General features: G+C 38.3%; 17 protein-coding genes and 1 riboswitch. Of the genes, 8 read left to right on the forward strand and 9 right to left on the reverse strand.

Features of this window, described 5'->3' with window-relative positions:
- Positions 1 to 189: 189 nt before the first annotated feature.
- The 3 genes from LQ201_RS11510 to panC form a co-directional block, all read right to left on the reverse strand.
- The gene (locus tag LQ201_RS11510) at positions 190 to 1,170 is read right to left on the reverse strand and encodes a lysylphosphatidylglycerol synthase transmembrane domain-containing protein (RefSeq protein WP_230142485.1); all 981 of its coding nucleotides are present in this window, start codon (positions 1,168 to 1,170) and stop codon (positions 190 to 192) included.
- A gap of 4 nt (positions 1,171 to 1,174) precedes the next feature.
- Positions 1,175 to 1,525 carry an aspartate 1-decarboxylase gene (gene panD / locus LQ201_RS11515; RefSeq protein WP_029274491.1) on the reverse strand — a complete coding sequence of 117 codons (351 nt, stop codon included), beginning with the start codon at positions 1,523 to 1,525 and terminating at the stop codon, positions 1,175 to 1,177.
- Between the two features lie 162 nt (positions 1,526 to 1,687).
- Complete coding sequence (gene panC, locus LQ201_RS11520; RefSeq protein WP_230142487.1) at positions 1,688 to 2,533, reverse strand: pantoate--beta-alanine ligase; 846 nt, start codon at positions 2,531 to 2,533, stop codon at positions 1,688 to 1,690.
- Between the two features lie 149 nt (positions 2,534 to 2,682).
- On the opposite strand from panC, the gene LQ201_RS11525 reads away from it, so the two are divergent.
- Entirely contained in the window at positions 2,683 to 3,507 is an 825-nt protein-coding gene (locus tag LQ201_RS11525) for a glycogen/starch synthase (RefSeq protein WP_230143447.1), read from the forward strand.
- A 22-nt stretch (positions 3,508 to 3,529) separates the two neighbouring features.
- Positions 3,530 to 4,960, forward strand: coding sequence for a DUF4270 domain-containing protein (locus LQ201_RS11530; RefSeq protein WP_230142490.1), 1,431 nt, complete (start codon positions 3,530 to 3,532; stop codon positions 4,958 to 4,960).
- 142 nt (positions 4,961 to 5,102) lie between these two features.
- Here the strand turns inward: LQ201_RS11530 and LQ201_RS11535 are convergent, their stop codons facing one another.
- Both LQ201_RS11535 and mutY read right to left on the reverse strand, forming a co-directional pair.
- Positions 5,103 to 5,540, reverse strand: a complete 438-nt coding sequence (locus tag LQ201_RS11535; protein ID WP_029274486.1) for a single-stranded DNA-binding protein — start codon at positions 5,538 to 5,540, stop codon at positions 5,103 to 5,105.
- A 56-nt stretch (positions 5,541 to 5,596) separates the two neighbouring features.
- Entirely contained in the window at positions 5,597 to 6,658 is a 1,062-nt protein-coding gene (mutY, locus tag LQ201_RS11540) for an A/G-specific adenine glycosylase (RefSeq protein WP_230142492.1), read from the reverse strand.
- A gap of 169 nt (positions 6,659 to 6,827) precedes the next feature.
- Here mutY and LQ201_RS11545 point away from each other — a divergent pair, with 169 nt between their 5' ends.
- From LQ201_RS11545 to LQ201_RS11570, 5 genes are all read left to right on the forward strand, one after another.
- Positions 6,828 to 7,130 carry an HU family DNA-binding protein gene (locus tag LQ201_RS11545; protein ID WP_025143406.1) on the forward strand — a complete coding sequence of 101 codons (303 nt, stop codon included), beginning with the start codon at positions 6,828 to 6,830 and terminating at the stop codon, positions 7,128 to 7,130.
- A gap of 9 nt (positions 7,131 to 7,139) precedes the next feature.
- Entirely contained in the window at positions 7,140 to 8,018 is an 879-nt protein-coding gene (locus LQ201_RS11550; RefSeq protein ID WP_230142494.1) for a M48 family metallopeptidase, read from the forward strand.
- 279 nt (positions 8,019 to 8,297) lie between these two features.
- Positions 8,298 to 9,848 carry an Rne/Rng family ribonuclease gene (locus tag LQ201_RS11560; protein ID WP_029274483.1) on the forward strand — a complete coding sequence of 517 codons (1,551 nt, stop codon included), beginning with the start codon at positions 8,298 to 8,300 and terminating at the stop codon, positions 9,846 to 9,848.
- Positions 9,849 to 10,242: 394 nt separating this feature from the next.
- Positions 10,243 to 11,619, forward strand: a complete 1,377-nt coding sequence (gene radA / locus LQ201_RS11565) for a DNA repair protein RadA (RefSeq protein ID WP_230142496.1) — start codon at positions 10,243 to 10,245, stop codon at positions 11,617 to 11,619.
- Between the two features lie 325 nt (positions 11,620 to 11,944).
- Positions 11,945 to 12,409, forward strand: a complete 465-nt coding sequence (locus LQ201_RS11570; protein WP_230142497.1) for a DUF4920 domain-containing protein — start codon at positions 11,945 to 11,947, stop codon at positions 12,407 to 12,409.
- Between the two features lie 272 nt (positions 12,410 to 12,681).
- Here the strand turns inward: LQ201_RS11570 and LQ201_RS11575 are convergent, their stop codons facing one another.
- Together LQ201_RS11575 and LQ201_RS11580 are read right to left on the reverse strand one after the other, a co-directional pair.
- Positions 12,682 to 13,746 (reverse strand): branched-chain amino acid aminotransferase, encoded by a 1,065-nt coding sequence (locus LQ201_RS11575; RefSeq protein ID WP_230142499.1) that lies wholly within the window; start codon positions 13,744 to 13,746, stop codon positions 12,682 to 12,684.
- Between the two features lie 145 nt (positions 13,747 to 13,891).
- Positions 13,892 to 14,857, reverse strand: a complete 966-nt coding sequence (locus LQ201_RS11580) for a tryptophan 2,3-dioxygenase family protein (RefSeq protein ID WP_230142502.1) — start codon at positions 14,855 to 14,857, stop codon at positions 13,892 to 13,894.
- A gap of 64 nt (positions 14,858 to 14,921) precedes the next feature.
- A riboswitch (Fluoride riboswitch) is annotated at positions 14,922 to 14,984 on the forward strand.
- Positions 14,985 to 15,003: 19 nt separating this feature from the next.
- On the opposite strand from LQ201_RS11580, the gene LQ201_RS11585 reads away from it, so the two are divergent.
- Positions 15,004 to 16,293: a voltage-gated chloride channel family protein gene (locus LQ201_RS11585; RefSeq protein WP_230142505.1), complete on the forward strand. Its 1,290-nt coding sequence runs from the start codon at positions 15,004 to 15,006 to the stop codon at positions 16,291 to 16,293.
- A gap of 161 nt (positions 16,294 to 16,454) precedes the next feature.
- Here LQ201_RS11585 and LQ201_RS11590 read toward each other — a convergent pair whose 3' ends face one another.
- Positions 16,455 to 17,756 (reverse strand): HAD-IB family phosphatase, encoded by a 1,302-nt coding sequence (locus LQ201_RS11590; protein ID WP_230142507.1) that lies wholly within the window; start codon positions 17,754 to 17,756, stop codon positions 16,455 to 16,457.
- Positions 17,756 to 18,718 (reverse strand): NAD-dependent epimerase/dehydratase family protein, encoded by a 963-nt coding sequence (locus LQ201_RS11595; protein ID WP_230142509.1) that lies wholly within the window; start codon positions 18,716 to 18,718, stop codon positions 17,756 to 17,758. The genes LQ201_RS11590 and LQ201_RS11595 overlap by 1 nt, the downstream gene beginning before the upstream one ends.
- Between the last annotated feature and the right edge of the window lie 19 nt (positions 18,719 to 18,737).

Raw genomic sequence — 18,737 nt, forward strand, 5'->3', positions numbered from 1 at the left:
CTTGTTGTTACAAAATATTTAGTTTTTTGTAAAGCAATAGCGGTAATACTTCGGTTACGATAGCCAAAGATAGTTGTACAATATTTATTTACTTGCAGGGTCTGCGTTAACGATGGAAGCGGCATCCTTTTTGGTTTTTTCTACCAAAAAGATACAGTGAACAGCGTGTTAAAACGCCCATAAAAAAAATCATCTAACTGTTCTTTTAGTCAGGATGAGCCCAAGGCTTAAACTTCCTAAAACAAGAATCAATAAAATCTGCGAAGAATGAATAATGGTTGAGTAAGCCAAACCATCTTTAAAAGATATGCCATACAGCACCAAAGACTGCGCAACCATCCAGTGGAAAATGCCAATACCGCCCTGAACAGGGGCTGCCATAGCAAAACCAGAAAATACAATTGCGGTAAATGCAGCGTTAAAATGTAATCCTGAAGTAGCTTGAATAGAAGAAAAGGCGAAATACATAGAAAGTGAGTAGAAAAGCCATATCCCTAGTGTATACGTTAAAAATAATCCTTTTTGTTTTAACTTACTATATGAGCCAAATCCCTGGCGCAGGCTTACAAAAATGCGTAAGAACTTTTTACTGAATTTTTGACGGAGAAAATATATTGCAACAGCAACGAGCAGCAAAATAATGATCCCCAAACCAACCAGCCACAAATAGTTAATCGTACTTAATTTTTTAATAAGATTGACATATATGGTTTGATAAAGAAAATCGGCTACCATATCATACTGAAAAATCAGCATTGCCAAACTGGTGAGAAAAAGCATCAGCACATCAAATAGCCGTTCGGTAATTACGGTACCTATAGAAGCAAACATGGGCACCTTTTCGGCTTTGTGAATAACCGAACAACGGCCAATCTCTCCGAAGCGCGGTAAAGCAAGGTTAGCCAGATAGCCGATTATTACGGCATGGTAAGCATTCCAGAAACTCACTTTGTAATGAATAGATTTGTACAGCATTTGCCAGCGCAAAGCACGTAATACATGTGCAATCCATACGGCAAATGCGGAAGTAATTACCCAAAAGTAGTTGGCGGTTTTGATTTCCTGCCAGATCTTTCCTAAATCCTGACCTCTAAAAGCTAAATATAAAACCCCTATCCCGATTAAAAACAGGATGATATATTTTAGCGCTGTTTTGAGGTCGATTGTCACAAGGTTATTTTAGCAAGTGGTTATTATCATCAGGAAAAACCAATATTGGATTGTATTTTTTCGCTTCTTCTATTGGTAATGAGCCATACGACATAATGATGAGAATGTCGCCAAGCTGAGCCAAACGGGCTGTTGCGCCATTTAAACAGATGGTTCCGGTACCGCGTTCGCCTTTAATCACATAAGTTTCGAAACGTGCACCATTATTATTATTTACGATCTGCACCTTTTCATTAGCGATAATGTTAGCTGCATCCATCAAATCTTCATCTATCGTAATACTGCCTACATAGTTCAATTCGGCTTGTGTTACCCTAACACGGTGTATTTTCGATTTTAATATTGTGATAACCATTCGGCAAAGTTAGTAATCAGTTTGGAGTTTTCAGTCATCAGTTTGGAGTTTCGCAAAGTAGCAGAATGTTAAATGTGAATAGTTAATGGTCCATAGTTGATAGCTTAGGCGCCCTGGCCATCAACCATAAGACTATGAACCATTAACCGACTACATCATCCATCACTTAATAATCATATTATCGATCAGCCTGGTTGAACCTACTTTTGCGGCAACCAGTGCAATCAGGTTATTTTCATGTTTTGATTTGGCTGGTTCCAGTGTATCGCCATTGGCAATGGTAAAATAATCGAGTTCCACCCCTTCAATACCCTGATAGAATACTTTTGCCTTATCCACCAATTCTGTAAGTGAATATTCGTTAAAATGATCGATAACGAACTGAAGCGATTTACTCAGCACGAGCGAATGTTTGCGATCATCGGCCGATAAATGGATATTTCGACTGCTCATGGCTAAACCATCGGCTTCTCGGATAATCGGACAGGTAATAATGGTGATGGGCAGCTTAAAATAAGCCAGCATATTCTTGATCATTAATACCTGTTGGAAATCTTTTTGTCCGAACATGGCTACATCTGGCTCAACGGCATCAAACAATTTTTTTACAATCTGCGTTACACCTTGATAGTGGCCCTTTCTGAATTCGCCTTCCAGCAGAAATTCGGCATTACCCAAATCAATGTGCCAAGCCTCGTCGGCCCCGGCAGGATACATTTCATCTACATTAGGCATAAATACACCGTTACAACCTGCATCGGCCAGCATGGTCAAATCGTGTTCGATTGGGCGCGGGTATTTCTCTAAATCTTTGGGATCTGTAAACTGCGTTGGATTTACAAATATGCTACAGATAATGATATCGGCATTTTGTTGGGCCAGTTTTATCAACGATATATGACCATTGTGCAAGGCACCCATGGTAGGCACAAGTGCTATTTTTTTACCTGATGCTTTTAAGGGTTTTAAAAAAGCCTTAAGTGCTGCTTTGGTTTTAAATATTTCCAATTTGGACAAACTAAATTAAAGCCGTAAAGGTGTAAATTAATCTAAACGAAACCAAACAAATGCTTGCTATATTGATAAATAGTATTATTATGCTTACCTTTGCAGCTCATTATCTTTTATTTAACTTAATATTTTCTTAGAATATGGAGATGGCCAAAACGAAGCTGCTGATTGTTACACACGAGATGTCGCCTTTCCTCGAGCTTACTAAAATTTCTGAAATTACGCGCCAATTACCACAAGCAATGCAAGAAAAAGGATTCGAAATCCGCATCTTAATGCCTAAATTTGGTAACATCAACGAAAGAAGAAATCGTTTACACGAAGTAATCCGCTTATCAGGAATGAACATCATTATCGATGACAACGATAATCCCTTAATCATTAAAGTAGCCTCCATCCCAGCTGCACGCATGCAGGTTTATTTCTTAGACAATGAAGAATATTTCCAACGCAAACAAGTATTTAGAGATGCGAGCGGGAAATTCTTCGACGACAATGATGAACGCACAATTTTCTTTTGCAAAGGCGCATTGGAAACCGTTAAAAAATTAGGCTGGGCGCCAGATATCGTTCACTGCCATGGCTGGATGAGTGCATTAGTTCCTGCCTATATCAAAACAACTTATAAAAATGATCCTACTTTTAAAAATTCCAAAGTAGTATATTCTATTTATGAGGATGGCTTTACAGAGAAATTAAATGCTAATTTCGCGAATAAAGCAGTAATGGCCAATATGACTGAGGATGACACTAAAGCATTCTTACCATCTGATTGCGACAGCATGCACATCGGTGCGATAACACACTCTGATGCAGTAGTTTTAGCAGATGAAAACTTAAATAAAGATGTGTTAAAATTTGTTAAAGATTCCAATAAGCCAACATTAGCTTTTAACTTAACCGAGAATTTCGAAAACTTCTATACTTTTTATGAAGAAATTTCGAATGACGAACTGGTTTCACTTGCTTAATTAAGGTATTATTATTTTAAATATGAAATTTACAAAACAAGACTTATTAACCCTGTTGATAGGTCTTTTTCTTTTTGCATCGTGCAAAAACCCTGATGGTGTTGGTTTAGATGTAGATCCGAACGCGGCAATTACCGGAACGCTGGTGGTATCGCCGGTTAAGTCTCAACTTGTACAAGAAGATGCTGCCAATACCTACGGATTAAACCGTTATCCATTGGGATACATGGTAGACCCTACCTTTGGAAAAACCGAGGCAGCTTTAGCATTAACGGTTTACCCGGTGAGTGCAAGTTATGATTTCGGCACTGCTCCAGTATTAGACTCTGCAGTTTTGGTATTAAAATTAGATACAACATCTACATTAACCAAATTTTATGGCGATACCACCAATTCTAAATACAGTATTGATGTTTATCAGTTAGCCAACAAGGTTACAACTTATAAAAGCTCTGATGTACAGGTAATTAACAATACACTTTTAGGCAATTTTACAGGCAAACTGGCACCTAATACTAAAAGAAAAGTATCTGTTATTGTTCCAGGCAAGGCTGACACTTTAAAAACTGTACCTGCACAGATCAGAATTCCTTTAAACAAGACATTTATACAAAACGCGATATTAAACCTCGGTACAGCAGGAACAGCAACTGATGCTAAGTTTATAGAATCGTTTAAAGGCTTATATGCGCAGATCAATAAAACATCTTCAACAGGTGTTGGAGGAATTGCATTCTTTAACTTTTCTGGAAGTGATTCTTACCTGCAACTGGTTTGGAAAAAAACGAACGCATCAAGCGGTATAGATACTACAAGTGTAAATTTCCCTATTGGTAAGATGGCTACGAATGCTGCACAAACTGCAAACGTAATTTCTGGTATAGCAGCTTATATTAAACATGATTATACAGGCACACCTGTGCAGGAGCAGATTGCAACTCCAAATCCTTCGGCTCCATATAGGGTAACTTATTTACAGGGCTTAGCTGGTGTAAAAACCAAGTTAACGTTCCCAGGATTGGCAGGTTTTACTGGCACTTACGGTAAAGCAATTATCAATAAGGCAGAGTTAGTTGTAGAGATTGGTGAGAATGCGCCAGCATACCCTTTTAATGCCGCTCAACGACTTTCTTTATATCGTTGGGATATTGCACAACAACCAGCCGATATACCTGATTTTGCAACTTTTTCAAGCAGTGCTTCTGGTGGCGCAGCACTTTTTGGTGGTTATTTCGATTCGTTAAAGAAACGTTATATTTTTATTGTAACCAGTTACGTTCAGGGCTTGATTGATAAAAACATCGAAGATGAGGGTACATTCTTAGCTCCTACATCTTATACCGACTTTCAGAGAGTACCTACTGCTACATCTGCAGAAAGGTCGATTATAGGCGCCAGCGATGCAACTGCAAATAAGATAAAACTAAATATTTATTACACTAAAATTAATTAACGGTTTAAGTGTAATCACAAAAACTCCTGCTAGCAGAACTGGCAGGAGTTTTTTGTATTATTATTTTAAGGCTACGAAATATAAAGCGCATAAAAAAGCTACCTCTCATCAGGTAGCTTTTTTTATGCATTTTAGCCTTTAATTAAAAGGGAAGATCTCCATTCTCATCTGATGGGCCAATTGTAAATTCATCTTCAATTTTAGCTTCAGAACTTTGATGCGTTGGTGTAGTAGGACTTTGCTCGAAATCACTCTTTCTGCCTAACATGGTAAAGTTTTCGGCCACAATTTCTGTTACATATTTTTTAACCTTTTCTTTGTCTTCAAAGGATCTTGTTCTTAATTTGCCCTCTATGTAAACCAGTTTGCCCTTCTGAAGGTATTTGGAAGCAACTTCTGCTAAGCCACGCCATAACACAATATTGTGCCATTCCGTTTGTTCTACTCTTTTTCCGTCTTTGTTGTATGTTTCCGAGGTAGCTAATGGAAAACTGGCTACTGTTACGCCACCGTCTAAATGTCGCACTTCAGGGTCTTTGCCTAAATGGCCTACTAAAATAACTTTGTTAATCCCAGACATAAATATTTTTGGTTAGTTGTTTCGTTTTCTAAGTGTGCGCCGAATAAGATGGTTAGTTACTCCATTTTGTTCTTATAAAAATACTCCAAAACAAAATCATGGATTACTTTTGGCTGCGGTAACTCATCTAATTTACTTAAAGAAACCCAATTAAGTTCCTTTTGTTTATTAAAGTTAAATATATAATTTTTTAATGCAAAAAATTGTACATGGATTATTTGGTGCGTTAATATGTGCTTTTTGGCGCTTATAAATGTAAAATCGGCGTTGTTTCCGAATACAAATTTTACCCGATCGATGAATAGTGAATCGCTCCACTCGCATTCTGCTGTAGTTTCCACGCTAGGGAAATCATATAAATGCTGCCATATATCCCCTGCTTGTCTTTCCCTGATCAATACTTTTTCATCTTCGAAACAAACAAAATAATTAATATGCCGGTGTTTTTGTTCGGCTTTGCGAATTTTAACCGGTAGCACATTTACCTGGCTATGGTTAAAAGCATAACAGCTCTGATTAAGCGGACAAATGCTGCAATTGGGCGATTTTGGCTTGCACTGCATGGCTCCAAACTCCATAATAGCCTGGTTATATAGCGCAGGGTCTTCTTTATAGAGCAAATTATTTGCTAACGCATAAAATTCTTTTTTGCCGGCCGGGCTATTTATTGGCGTAGCTAAACCATAGAATCTAGAGAGTACCCGAAATACATTTCCATCTACCACAGCACGTGCTTCTCCGGACGAAAATGAGGAAATGGCAGCAGCTGTATATTCGCCAATCCCTTTTAATTTTATGAGCTCATCATGCAGATTTGGGAAGATTCCATGATAATCTTTCACCACAATTTGAGCGGTTGCATGCATATTCCTGCCCCTCGAGTAATAACCTAATCCTTGCCAAAGCTTCAAAACTTTGGCTTCGGTAGCACTGGCAAAATCGGCAACTGTAGGGAAATTCTCCAAAAACCTATTAAAGTACGGAAGCCCTTGTTCTACCCGTGTTTGTTGTAATATAACCTCTGATAACCAGATGGTATAAGCATCATTGGTATGCCTCCAGGGCAAATCTCTCTTGTTTATCAGGTACCAATTGATGAGTTCATTTTGAAATATCATTACTGCAAATTACGGTCTATTTATCCGATTAAAAAAAAACTTGCAATTGCCTGATAAGTCTAGTGATAAAAAAATCATCTTTTATTTCCCTATCTCATTAAAAAGCAATACTTTTGCAACCCCAAAACAGTAGTAATATTAAAACATAATATATAATAAATAATAAAATATGACTAAGGCAGATATTATTTCAGAAATATCAACAAAAACCGGAATTGAGAAGGTTGATGTACAGGAAACAGTTGAGGCATTTTTCAAGGTTATCAAAACCAGCATGATTGGCGGTGAAAATGTATACGTTAGAGGCTTCGGAAGCTTTGTTGTTAAAAAGAGAGCGCAAAAAACTGCGAGAAATATCTCAAAAAACACTGCAATAATTATCCCAGAACACTTCGTTCCTAGCTTTAAACCAGCAAAAGTATTTGTTGATAAAGTAAAAAGCAATTCAAAAAAAATTAACGTAGAAGCCTAAGTCTTATATATGAATAGCAACATCAGATCAAAACAAACCATAGTTATTGGAGCGATTGTATTGCTTGTTGCATTCTTATTTACAAGAGACATTAAGGGTTTGGTTAAACCAACGGAAGAAAATGGAAAAATGCCTTCAAGTGGCCCAATGGCCGGAGCAGCTTCTCCATCAACTACATCGGTACTAAACCTCGAAACTTCGTCTACTGCTGCAAAGAATGTAATCAACAAGAATTTGGCTACAGACATTACAGCTTTAGAAAACAGCTACAAAGGCGCAAATGGCGCAGAGAAGATTGAACTTGCTAAACAACTGGCTCAAAAATGGGACGATGTTGAGCAAATTACGCCATCTGCACTGTATTTAGAAGTTGTAGCCGAAGGCGAACCATCATCACAATCGTGGTTAGCTGCCGGTAATCAATTTATAAAAGCTTTTGAAAGCACACAAGATAGCATAGCGCAACCTGCTTTATTGCAGAAAGCCAATGTATCTTACAAAAATGCATTAGAGAAAGACTCTACAAACATTGAAGCTAAAACAGGCTTAGGGGTAACAATAGTAAACGGCTTAGGCGCACCAATGCAAGGTATTGCAATGTTGTTAGAAGTTGTTGCTAAAGAACCTAAAAATGTAAAGGCCAATATGAATTTAGGATTGTTCTCCATAAAATCAGGTCAGTTTGATAAAGCAATCCCTCGTTTTAACACGGTAATTGCCACTGCTCCAACTCCTGAAGCCTATTTTTATTTAGGAACAGCTTTAGAAAATTTAGGCAGAAATAAAGAAGCAGTAAATGCCTACCTATCAAGCAAAAAATTAGCGGCTAACCCAACCTTATCTTCATTCATTGATAAGAAGGTGGCTGAACTAAAGAATAAAAATTAATTAACAGATTAATAAAAACATTTAAAACTTAAAACTATGCCAAGCGGTAAAAAAAGAAAGAGACATAAAATGGCTACCCACAAACGTAAAAAACGTTTAAGAAAAAACAGACATAAGAAAAAATAGTTTCTTATTTGATAAAGCCAGTTAAACCTCATAGTAAACACTATGAGGTTTAAACAATTTATATGATTTTTTTATTGTATATCTTTTTGGCTACATCATTGTTTTTATTTACTATCCATTTGTTAATAGGCGAAAGCCTTAAATCTGTAGCTGTTGGTAAAAGAATTAATTATCAATTCGACTCCTGCCGGAGTTACCATAGCGTTGATTGAAGACAAACAACTTGTTGAGCTTCACAAAGAACAAATCAATATTAACTACGCTGTAGGCGATATTTATTTAGGCCGCATTAAAAAAATTATGCCTGGTCTGAATGCCGCTTTCGTGGATGTTGGTTATGAAAAAGATGCTTTTTTGCATTACTTTGATTTGGGCCCTCAGGTGCAATCTTTAATTAAGCTAACGAAGATCAAGCGTAATGGCTCGGTTACAGGCACATTATTAGATAATTTAAAGCTAGAAGCCGATATTAACAAGGCTGGCAAAATTTCTGATGTGCTCAGTAAAAACATGCTCCTACCTGTACAAATTGCCAAAGAGCCAATTTCTACAAAGGGACCGCGTTTAAGTTCCGACATTTCGATTGCCGGCAGGTATGTGGTACTGGTGCCATTCTCCAATACCATATCTGTATCAAAAAAAATTAAAAGTAATACCGAACGTAATCGTTTAAAAAAGATTATTGAAAGTATTAAACCTCAAAATTTTGGGGTCATTATCAGAACCGTTTCTGAAGGCAGAGGAGTTGCCGAAATGCAAAAAGATCTTTTAGATTTAATTGCTAAGTGGGAGAACTTCATTAAAAAAATGCCATCTACCGAACCTTCAAAAAGAGTTTGGGGAGAAATGGACAGATCATCAACGTTAATCCGCGATATTCTGAACCCTGATTTTACAAACGTTTACGTAAGTACGCCAGAGCTGTACGATGATATCCGTTCTTATGTTCACGACATCTCTCCCGAAATGGAAAAGATCGTTAAACTATACAAACAGAAAGAACCTATCTTCGATCATTTTGGTGTAGAAAAGCAGATTAAAAACGCTTTCGGAAAAACAGTAAACTTACCAGGTGGTGCTTACCTTGTTGTAGAGCACACTGAAGCACTCCACGTTATAGACGTGAATAGTGGAAACCGTACTGCCAGTAAAGAAAATCAAGAAGAGAATGCTTTACAGGTAAACAAAGAGGCGGCCAAAGAAATTGCCCGTCAATTGCGCTTGCGCGATATGGGCGGTATTGTGGTAATCGATTTTATCGATATGCACAAACCAACAAACCGTAAAATGCTATTCGATTATTTGCGTGAGCTGATGTTATTGGATAGAGCCAAACACACTATTTTGCCTCCGAGCAAATTTGGTTTGGTACAGATTACCAGACAACGTGTTCGTCCGGAAATGAATATTGTTACGGTAGAAAAATGCCCGGCCTGCGATGGGACCGGAGAAATTAAAGCGAGTATCGTTTTAATGGATGATATTGAGAACAACCTTAATTATATTTTAAGAGAGCAGAATGAAAAAGGCGTAACGCTTTGCGTACACCCATACATCGAAGCTTATATTACAAAAGGCATTTTCAACCTTCAACGCCGCTGGTTCTTTAAATACGGCCAATGGATTAAAGTTAAGGCACAATCATCTTATCACTTAACCGAGTTTCACTTCATCTCCGCAAAAGATGAAGAGATTAAATTATAACTCAAAACACATTTAACAGAAAGCCTGGATTTTTAAATCTGGGCTTTTTTGTTTAAGTGTATTTTAAACCTAAAATATTAATTAAGTGCCTCACTAAGTTGTGCTCAGATGACTTAGGTGGTCAATATTTTTGGGAAACAACTGTCCTGTGCGTTTTGGCCACTTAGTCCTGCTATCCCTCCAAGTCCTCACTCATTCTTCGCTCCGGGCTTTCCGTTCTATCAGGTTTATCAACAATGGCGCTGCATTTTATAGTGATGTTTCAAACCTCGCAGGTTTTGAAAACCTGCGAGGTTTAACGTGAACACGATTCGGGCAAACGATTAATTGTTCAAAAAAATAAAAACACTTTCAATCCTGAAAGGTTAAATTCGTAATCTAAAACCTTAATCAATTGGCAAAATCAAAAAGTGCATTTTTCTGTCAGAGCTGTGGCTACGAATCGGCAAAATGGCTGGGTAAATGTCCGTCATGTAACCAATGGAATACCTTTGTAGAAGAAATTGTGGAAAAAAGCTCCGCTTCTGTTCCAACCTGGAAAAGCGATACTACTAGCCGCAAATTAAGCAAACCAAGCAAGGTTGATGAAATACAATCGTCAACAGAACGTAGAATATTAACTGGCGATAAAGAATTGGACCGCGTTTTAGGTGGTGGATTGGTAGAAGGATCGCTAGTGCTCATCGGCGGTGAACCGGGTATCGGAAAATCGACCTTGATGCTGCAACTGGCTTTAAATTTAAAGGGCAAAAAATTGCTCTATATCTCCGGTGAAGAAAGCGAACAACAGATTAAAATGCGGGCAGAAAGGATTCAGGAAAGCCCCTCATCCAACTGTTACATTTTAACAGAAACTTCTACACAGAATATATTTAAACAGATCGAAATTCTCGAACCAGAAATTTTAGTTGTAGATTCTATCCAGACTTTGCACTCCGCTCATATCGATTCAACACCAGGTAGTGTATCGCAGGTAAGGGAATGTACTGCCGAATTATTGCGTTTTGCAAAAGAAACTGGTGTACCTGTTTTCCTTATCGGCCACATCACCAAAGATGGTGCTATTGCAGGGCCTAAAATACTCGAGCACATGGTTGATACTGTTTTGCAGTTCGAAGGCGACAGGCACCACGTTTATCGCATCCTAAGATCCATCAAAAACCGGTTTGGTGCAGCCGCAGAACTAGGGATCTACGAAATGCAGGGCAGTGGTTTAAGAGAAGTTTCCAATCCATCAGAAATCTTGCTCTCACAACGTGATGAAGAGCTGAGCGGAATCGCCATAGCCGCAACCTTAGAGGGTGCCAGGCCAATGTTGATTGAAACACAGGCCTTAGTGAGTTCGGCAGCATATGGAACGCCTCAACGCTCAGCAACAGGCTTCGATACCAAAAGGATGAATATGCTCTTAGCTGTTTTAGAAAAACGCTGTGGCTTTAGATTAAGTACACAAGATGTTTTCTTAAACATTGCCGGTGGTATCAGAGTAGAAGACCCTGCAATTGACCTGGCTGTATTAATTGCCATTATATCATCGCATCAGGATATCGCTGTTTCTTCAAAAAACTGCTTCGCCGCAGAAGTAGGCCTATCAGGAGAAATTAGGGCGGTAAACAGAATCGAACAACGTATTGCTGAAGCAGATAAATTGGGTTTCGAAACGATTTACATCTCTAAATACAACTTGAAAGGAATTGATACAAACAAATACAACCTTGAGATTAAAGCAGTAAGTAAAATAGAAGAAGTGTTCAGTCTTGTTTTTGGATAAAACAAAAATGGGGAAACAGCTCAACAAGTTTCCACAGAAAGAAGATAATATTCTACATCTCTACAAGATCATTGAATATTAATAATCCAGAAAAAAAACAACAACTACCTGGATATAAACACATTAACTACAACCAAAACAAAAATTAAACTTTTGGATTCTGGTTTGCCTATAATAATTTAAATGTACATCATAAAATGTGATTTGCAATTATAGGGATGATTTTCCCCGTTAATGGATATTAACGGGGATTTTTTGTTTTCCATTATTAATGAAAAATTTTAAATAACTTTGATTAGATCATTAACCGGATAATTATAAAATCATGAAAAAAATCATTGTAAGCTTGGGCTTTTGTCTATTTGCGGCATTTTCATTTGCTCAAGGCGCATATACTGGTCAAAAATTTGGAGAAGAAGTTAAACCAGGAGATGTAAAACCTGCCGCAAAAATGGAAGCTGCCATGGGGGATAAAAAAATTGCCGATATGAAAATCGAAGGCAAGGTGGTAGATGTATGTAAAAAAAAGGGCTGCTGGATGACTTTAGAAATGCCTAATGGCGATCCAATGCGGGTAACTTTTAAAGATTATGCATTCTTTATGCCGATGGATATTGTTGGCAAAAAAGTAGTTTTGGATGGATTGGCAAAGAAACAAACCATCTCGGTGGAAACTTTACGCCACTATGCAGAAGATGCTAAAAAATCTCCTGAAGAAGTGGCCAAAATTACCGATCCTAAAAAAGAATTGGCTTTCGAAGCTAAAGGCGTAGTGATTTTAGATAAATAAAAGAAAGTCCGGGGTCAGAAGACCAAAGTTAGTGGCGGACAAGCCTAAAGAGCTAAATTTTGCTAAAATAAATTACAAATAACAATATACTATATGAAAGTCGTCATCTCGACTGAAGCGTAGTCCCGACATTAAGTCGGGAGAGAGATCTATAATAGATTAGCTCCGCTGAGCTTCTCGACTGCGTTACACTCCGCTCGAAATGACGATATTATAAATAAGAAACCCCGGTGCATATGCTGCATCGGGGCTTACTTTAAATGGTTTCCGAATTATAAAACCCAGTTCCAACCAAATTCGTCAGGTGCTAAACCGTAACGGATATCGTTTAATTTTTTAGCAATGCCATTAGAAATATGTCTTGTAGATGGATCGGTCAATTTATAGATCTGACCATTATAGCCCATTTCGCCTACATGTGTTACTGTAGCTGCAGTTCCTGCGGCAAAAGCCTCTGTTAAGCTTCCGTTTTCAATTCCTTCGATCACTTCTTTAACAGAAACCCTACGTTCTTCAACTTCTACTCCGGCATCTTTAGCCAGTTTAATAATAGTATCACGCGTTACACCATCCAAAACCGTACTGCGTACTGACGGTGTAACCAATTTGCCATTAATTACAAAAAGTAAGTTGGCAGTTCCAGCTTCTTCAATAAACTCATGCGTTACCGAATCTGTCCAGATCAATTGATCGTAACCTTCTTTTTTTGCTTGCTCGAAAGGATATAACGAACGTGCGTAATTTCCAGCAGTTTTGGCAAAGCCCACACCACCTTCGTCTGCACGTGTAAATTCTGTTTCAATTTTAACCTTTAGCGCACTACTGTAATATGGACCAGTTGGTGTAGTTAACAAAGCAAATTTATAGGTATCGGATGCCTTAACGCCCAAATAAGGATCCATTGCAAACATTACCGGGCGGATGTATAAAGCATAATCTTCTTGATTAGGTACCCATTTTTCATCAACATTGATTAATGCGGCTAAACCTTGCATAAAAATTTCTTCAGGAATACCTGGCATCGACATTCTGGCGGCTGATTTGTTAAAACGTTCGAAATTTTTATCAGCACGGAAAACGCTAATTTTACCATCTGGTTGGCGGTAAGCCTTTAATCCTTCGAAAATTGCCTGTCCATAATGAAGTGCAGAAATTGCCGGGCTCATCGGAATTGGGCCATAAGGAAGAATCTGTAAATTTTTCCATTCGCCATCTTCGTAGTCGGCAGTAAACATGTGATCGGTAAAAACCTTACCGAACGGTAATTGCGAAAAATCAGTAACAGCCAAACGTGTTTGCGCTGCCTTGGTGATTTTTATATCTAATGTCTCGGTCATTGTATTTGAATTTTGAATGGGTGAATGATCGAATGATTGAGTGTTTTACCGCTCATTCTCTTATTCAATAATTCACTCATCCTATCATTAATTATTTCGCGCAAATTTAAGAAAAAACAGGCTTTTTTAATAGCTTTTTGTAATATTAATCTTTGTTTTTGAGTGTTTTAAGTACACTAAGCACCCAGCCTTTACCCCACTCTTCCATTTGCTCACCGGTCCATAAGAACGGATAAAAGATTCTCTTCTGAAAACGCGGAGGCAGATATTTTTGCCAGTTGGTTCCACCTGTTGCTGCAATATCAACCGGATCTTTCTCCAAATAACGTACGGCCGATTTGTAGTGCGATAAAGGCCATTCTACATTTACATACAAATCTAACTTACGCAACTCTTCTGCAAGGGCAGAAACATCGGCTCCATTCGCTTGCAATTGATGGTATAAAGCTGAAAAATTGGTTAAAGTGCGATCTTTGGCCAGTTGTAGAAACTGAGCAGCATACTTTTTAATAAATTGCTTTAAGGTTAAAGTTTGCTTACCCGAAGACAGTTCGGTTGCGCCGAATTTCCAGTAAATATTTTCGAATTGTTCTTCTATTGTTGCAGTACTTAGTTCTTCGCGTTTGCTTTTATCTACCAATTGGATAAAATCTGTAGCACAGATCTCGATCATCCGGTACTGGCCAGATTGGAATCCACTGGCAGGCAATAATGACATGCGGAATTTCAGGAACTGCTCTTTCTCCATACCATCAACCATCACCTCGAAAGAAGTGGTTAAGGCATTGAAATAAGCGTTGATCCGTTTTACACGTGCAGTAAAAAATTCGGCGGTTAAATTTTCATGCTCAGCAATCTGCCTGCATTCGTGCAGTGCAAGCTTAAAATAAAGCTCCGTGATTTGATGGTACATAATGAAAATCTCTTCATCCGGAATCGGTGTTTTAGGATTCTGTAAGCTCAGTAACGTATCCAAATGAATGTAGTCCCAATAGGTTAAGAAATCGGCATATAAAAGCCCATCGAGGTACGATGCCATATCTTGCCCCATTGCCGTATACTTTTCTTGCAGTTGATGTAATTTGTCTTTTATTTCGGGTGTGAAATCCATGGTTTAAAGTTAGCTGCACAAAGGTGATAAAGATTTTGCAACAAATAACTAAATTTTATACATTTGGAACAATGGCGATGGAGTACCGCCAAAACCGCCCAAACAGGCTGATGACTCCTACGATTTTTATTTAAAATTGAATTCAAATGCCTGTTAAAAAACTAACAGAAGAATTTCTTCTGCCTATTAAACATTTTATTAAACTCGACTTCGGATTACTCTTAATTAGCACATTAAAGTGGCTATTGATTTCTGCAATATTGGGTGGGATTATAGGCTCTGCCTCTGCCCTGTTTTTAGAAACTTTAAACTGGGCAACCAATTACCGTGAACAACACCTCTGGATTATCGCCTTTTTACCAATTGCCGGTATACTCATTGGCCTGGCTTATCATTATTGGGGTGCAGCCGTTGTAAAGGGCAACAATCTCTTGATTGAGGAATTACAATCGCCCAAAAATGTGATTCCGTTGGTCATGGCGCCACTCATTTTTGCAGGCACGATTATTACCCATTTATTTGGCGGCTCGGCTGGAAGAGAGGGTACAGCTGTCCAAATTGGAGGGGCCTTTGCCGACCAGTTTACGAAACTGTTTAAACTTAATGCCAGAGATCGAAAAGTAATTCTCATCTGCGGGATCAGTGCTGGCTTTGCCTCTGTTTTCGGGACACCTTTGGCAGGCGCAGTATTCGGATTGGAAGTTTTCGTTATTGGAAGTTTAACCTACAGTTCCATTCTCCCTTCCTTTATTACAGCAATTATTGCCGACTATGCCTGCAAGGCTTGGGGCGTTGGGCATACCCATTATTCCATTTCTGTGATACCGGAAATGAATTCGATCAATTTATTGTTATCCTTAGGTGCCGGAATATTATTTGGACTGGTGGCGAGATCTTTTTCAGCCTTAAACCATGGTTTATCAAGTCTTTTCAGTAAAATCAAATACCCGCCATTAAGGCCATTTATTGGTGGACTAGTTTTAATTGGTATTATTTACCTGATCGGGAATACACGATATATCGGCTTGGGCATTCCGGTTATTTCAGAATCCTTTGTTCAACAAGAAGCTTATTATACATTTGCGATCAAATTATTTTTGACTGCATTTACCCTGAGTGCAGGGTTTAAGGGCGGCGAAGTTACTCCACTTTTCTTTATTGGGGCCACACTGGGTAGCTTTTTGAGTTTCTTTATCCCCTTACCTCTTGGCCTGTTGGCAGGAATGGGCTTTGTGGCTGTTTTTGCTGGGGCAGCGAATACCCCTTTGGCTTGTATTTTTATGGGTATAGAGTTATTTGGCACCTCATCTGGAATTTATATCGCTTTAGCCTGCGTTACGGCTTACTTATTTTCAGGCCATACAGGAATTTATCGGTCACAAACGATAGGTGCACCTAAACATTTGTTGTTGAAGAGGCATCAGTTTTTGAGGTAGCGAAGCGTATGTGGCGCTAGGCGTACAGAGAAATCGTTATTGTCATTCTGAACGCAGTGAAGAATCTATCACCACCAAAGCACTAAAAAGGCAGTACTTTATGAGGGCAAGTATAAGAAAACACAGAGATTCTTCGTTGCACTCAGAATGACAGCATGAAGTTAATACAGCACCCTAAACTTTATGGTATGCTCGATCTTTTTAAGCGATTTAAACAATTGTTTATCATACTGCGCATTGATGTCGGTAATGGCATAGCCAATCTCAGGATTGGTCATTAAAAACTGGCTCACAATGTTAATGTCGTGTTTGGCAAAAACAGTGTTGATTTTCGCCATAATACCAGGAACGTTTTTGTGGATGTGAATTAAGCGATGCGATTTCTCAATTTTTGGCAATTGTAAGTTAGGAAAATTGCTGCTCAGATAAGTTGCTCCCGTATTCATAAAATCGGCAACCCGTTTCGGGATAAAATCGATATTACGTGGATTGTTTTTAGGGTCATCGAAAACAACAATACCTTGTTTGGTACATAAATCGAGGTCTATTTTGTTTTTTGCATTACCTAAATAACCTATAGTTTTTAGCTTAGCCGCGTTTTTTAACTGTTCTTTGTTTATTTTTTCGCCATCAGCTAAAAGAATAATTCCCACATCCTTTACATATTTATCTTCAAAAGAAGTCTTATGCCTAATTGATAAACCATCGTTTTTAAGGATAGAAATCGTTAAGGGATCAACTTCACCAATTACCAGGCAAAGGATTCTGTTTTTAGGATAAGAAATTGCACGCGGCAGATCGTTTACGTACAAAAACTCGTCGAAACTTGGTGTTACATGGTCAGCTTTCGAAACAATACTTTCGCGGGCTATATTCTCCGTAAATGCAAAAAATTTATTGATGATACCGCTTTCGCGCAACTGGAAATCAGAATACCCATCGCCAATACCGAACAGTTCGCCTTCGAGCTTTAAATGCTGAAGTAATTTTACTTTGCCACCCTCTTCACTTAAAGGATTGGTATGATCGTAATCTATAATTTTACCATCGCCAGTGGTTACAAAGGTATTGGCATAAATATTTTCCTTTTTAATGTGGTATTGGCTCACTACAGGAGTAATAAATTCCTTAAACCCGCCAGAAACAATCAGCACCTCATCGGCATGTTTCTTAAAAAACTCGGCATTACGCGAAAAAGATGTAGATACTTTCTTTTTCAAATGTTTGATGAGTTGTTTTAAATGATCTTCGTTAGCTTCAAGAAGCTTAACACGTTGTGCTAAACTTTCGGAGAAGGAAAGTTTTCCCTCCATTGCAAAATTGGTATAATCTTCAATTTTTTGAAAAATCGCCTCTTTATCAGGGTGGTTCTTTAGCGAAATTCGGGCAAGTTCATCAAGTGCTTCTACCTGTGTAAAGGTACTATCAAAATCGATGATGTAATAGGCTTTCTGTTTGGGCATTATCTTAAATGTTGGGTAATTTCTTTTATGCTTTCGGCAACTGGCTTAAAGGTAATACCTGTTTCCGTTTTTATTTTATTGTTATTGTAATAACTTAAGGTTAAACTGCTCTTTGCAGCATCTTTAGTGATGGAAGGCTGTTTACCAGTGAATATGGATGCAAATTTTAGGGCCCTCCAGGCTATTCCGAGCATCCATGATTTTGCCTCTCTTTTTGGTGCTTTAACGCCAAAACCCTGTGCAATTTCGCTGAACAGATCTTTATAATGATAATCATTGGCAGAAATGATATACCGTTCTCCCGAAACTTCCGCCTCCATTAACAAGATCATCACTTTGGCCACATCTTCAACATCAACAAAACCCGAAGCTCCATCGGTGTAAAAGGGAAAACCATCTTTTACCAGTTTAAAAATTTCCCCACTTCCCTCAAAGCCCGCGTTTTTACCGATAATTACCGATGGGTTGACAATAATAGCGTCTAATCCTTCGGTAATACCCCGCCAAACTTCCATCTCACCCTCGTATTTCGATAAACCATAGGCGTGTGCTCTGGCATCATATTCCCAAAAGTCTTTTTCAGTAATTTTATTGCCCTTTTTAGCATTTCCTAACGCAGCAACTGAGCTTACGTGCAATAAACGGCAATTGTTTTCGGCACAAAGATTTACAATGTTCGAGGTTCCTTCTATGTTTACATGAAAAAGCTGCTTTTTATCCTTTGGATTGAAGGATACAAAAGCTGCGCAATGGTAAACTTTGGTAATCCCGATAAAGGCATCTTCCAGTACAGAAGGCTCGTTTATATCAGCCTCATACCATTCGATGAGTGGGATATTTTGAATTAGCAAAGGGATTTTAGATTTCTCCCGCCTCAAGGACCGAACAGCTAACCCCTTGTCGGTTAACTGTTTAATTAATTCAGATCCTAAAAATCCAGTTCCTCCGGTTACCAGTATCATTTTATTTTTTTCGAGCTAT

Origin of the sequence: Pedobacter sp. Bi126, from assembly GCF_918698245.1 — a bacterium.
Lineage (GTDB): Bacteria > Bacteroidota > Bacteroidia > Sphingobacteriales > Sphingobacteriaceae > Pedobacter.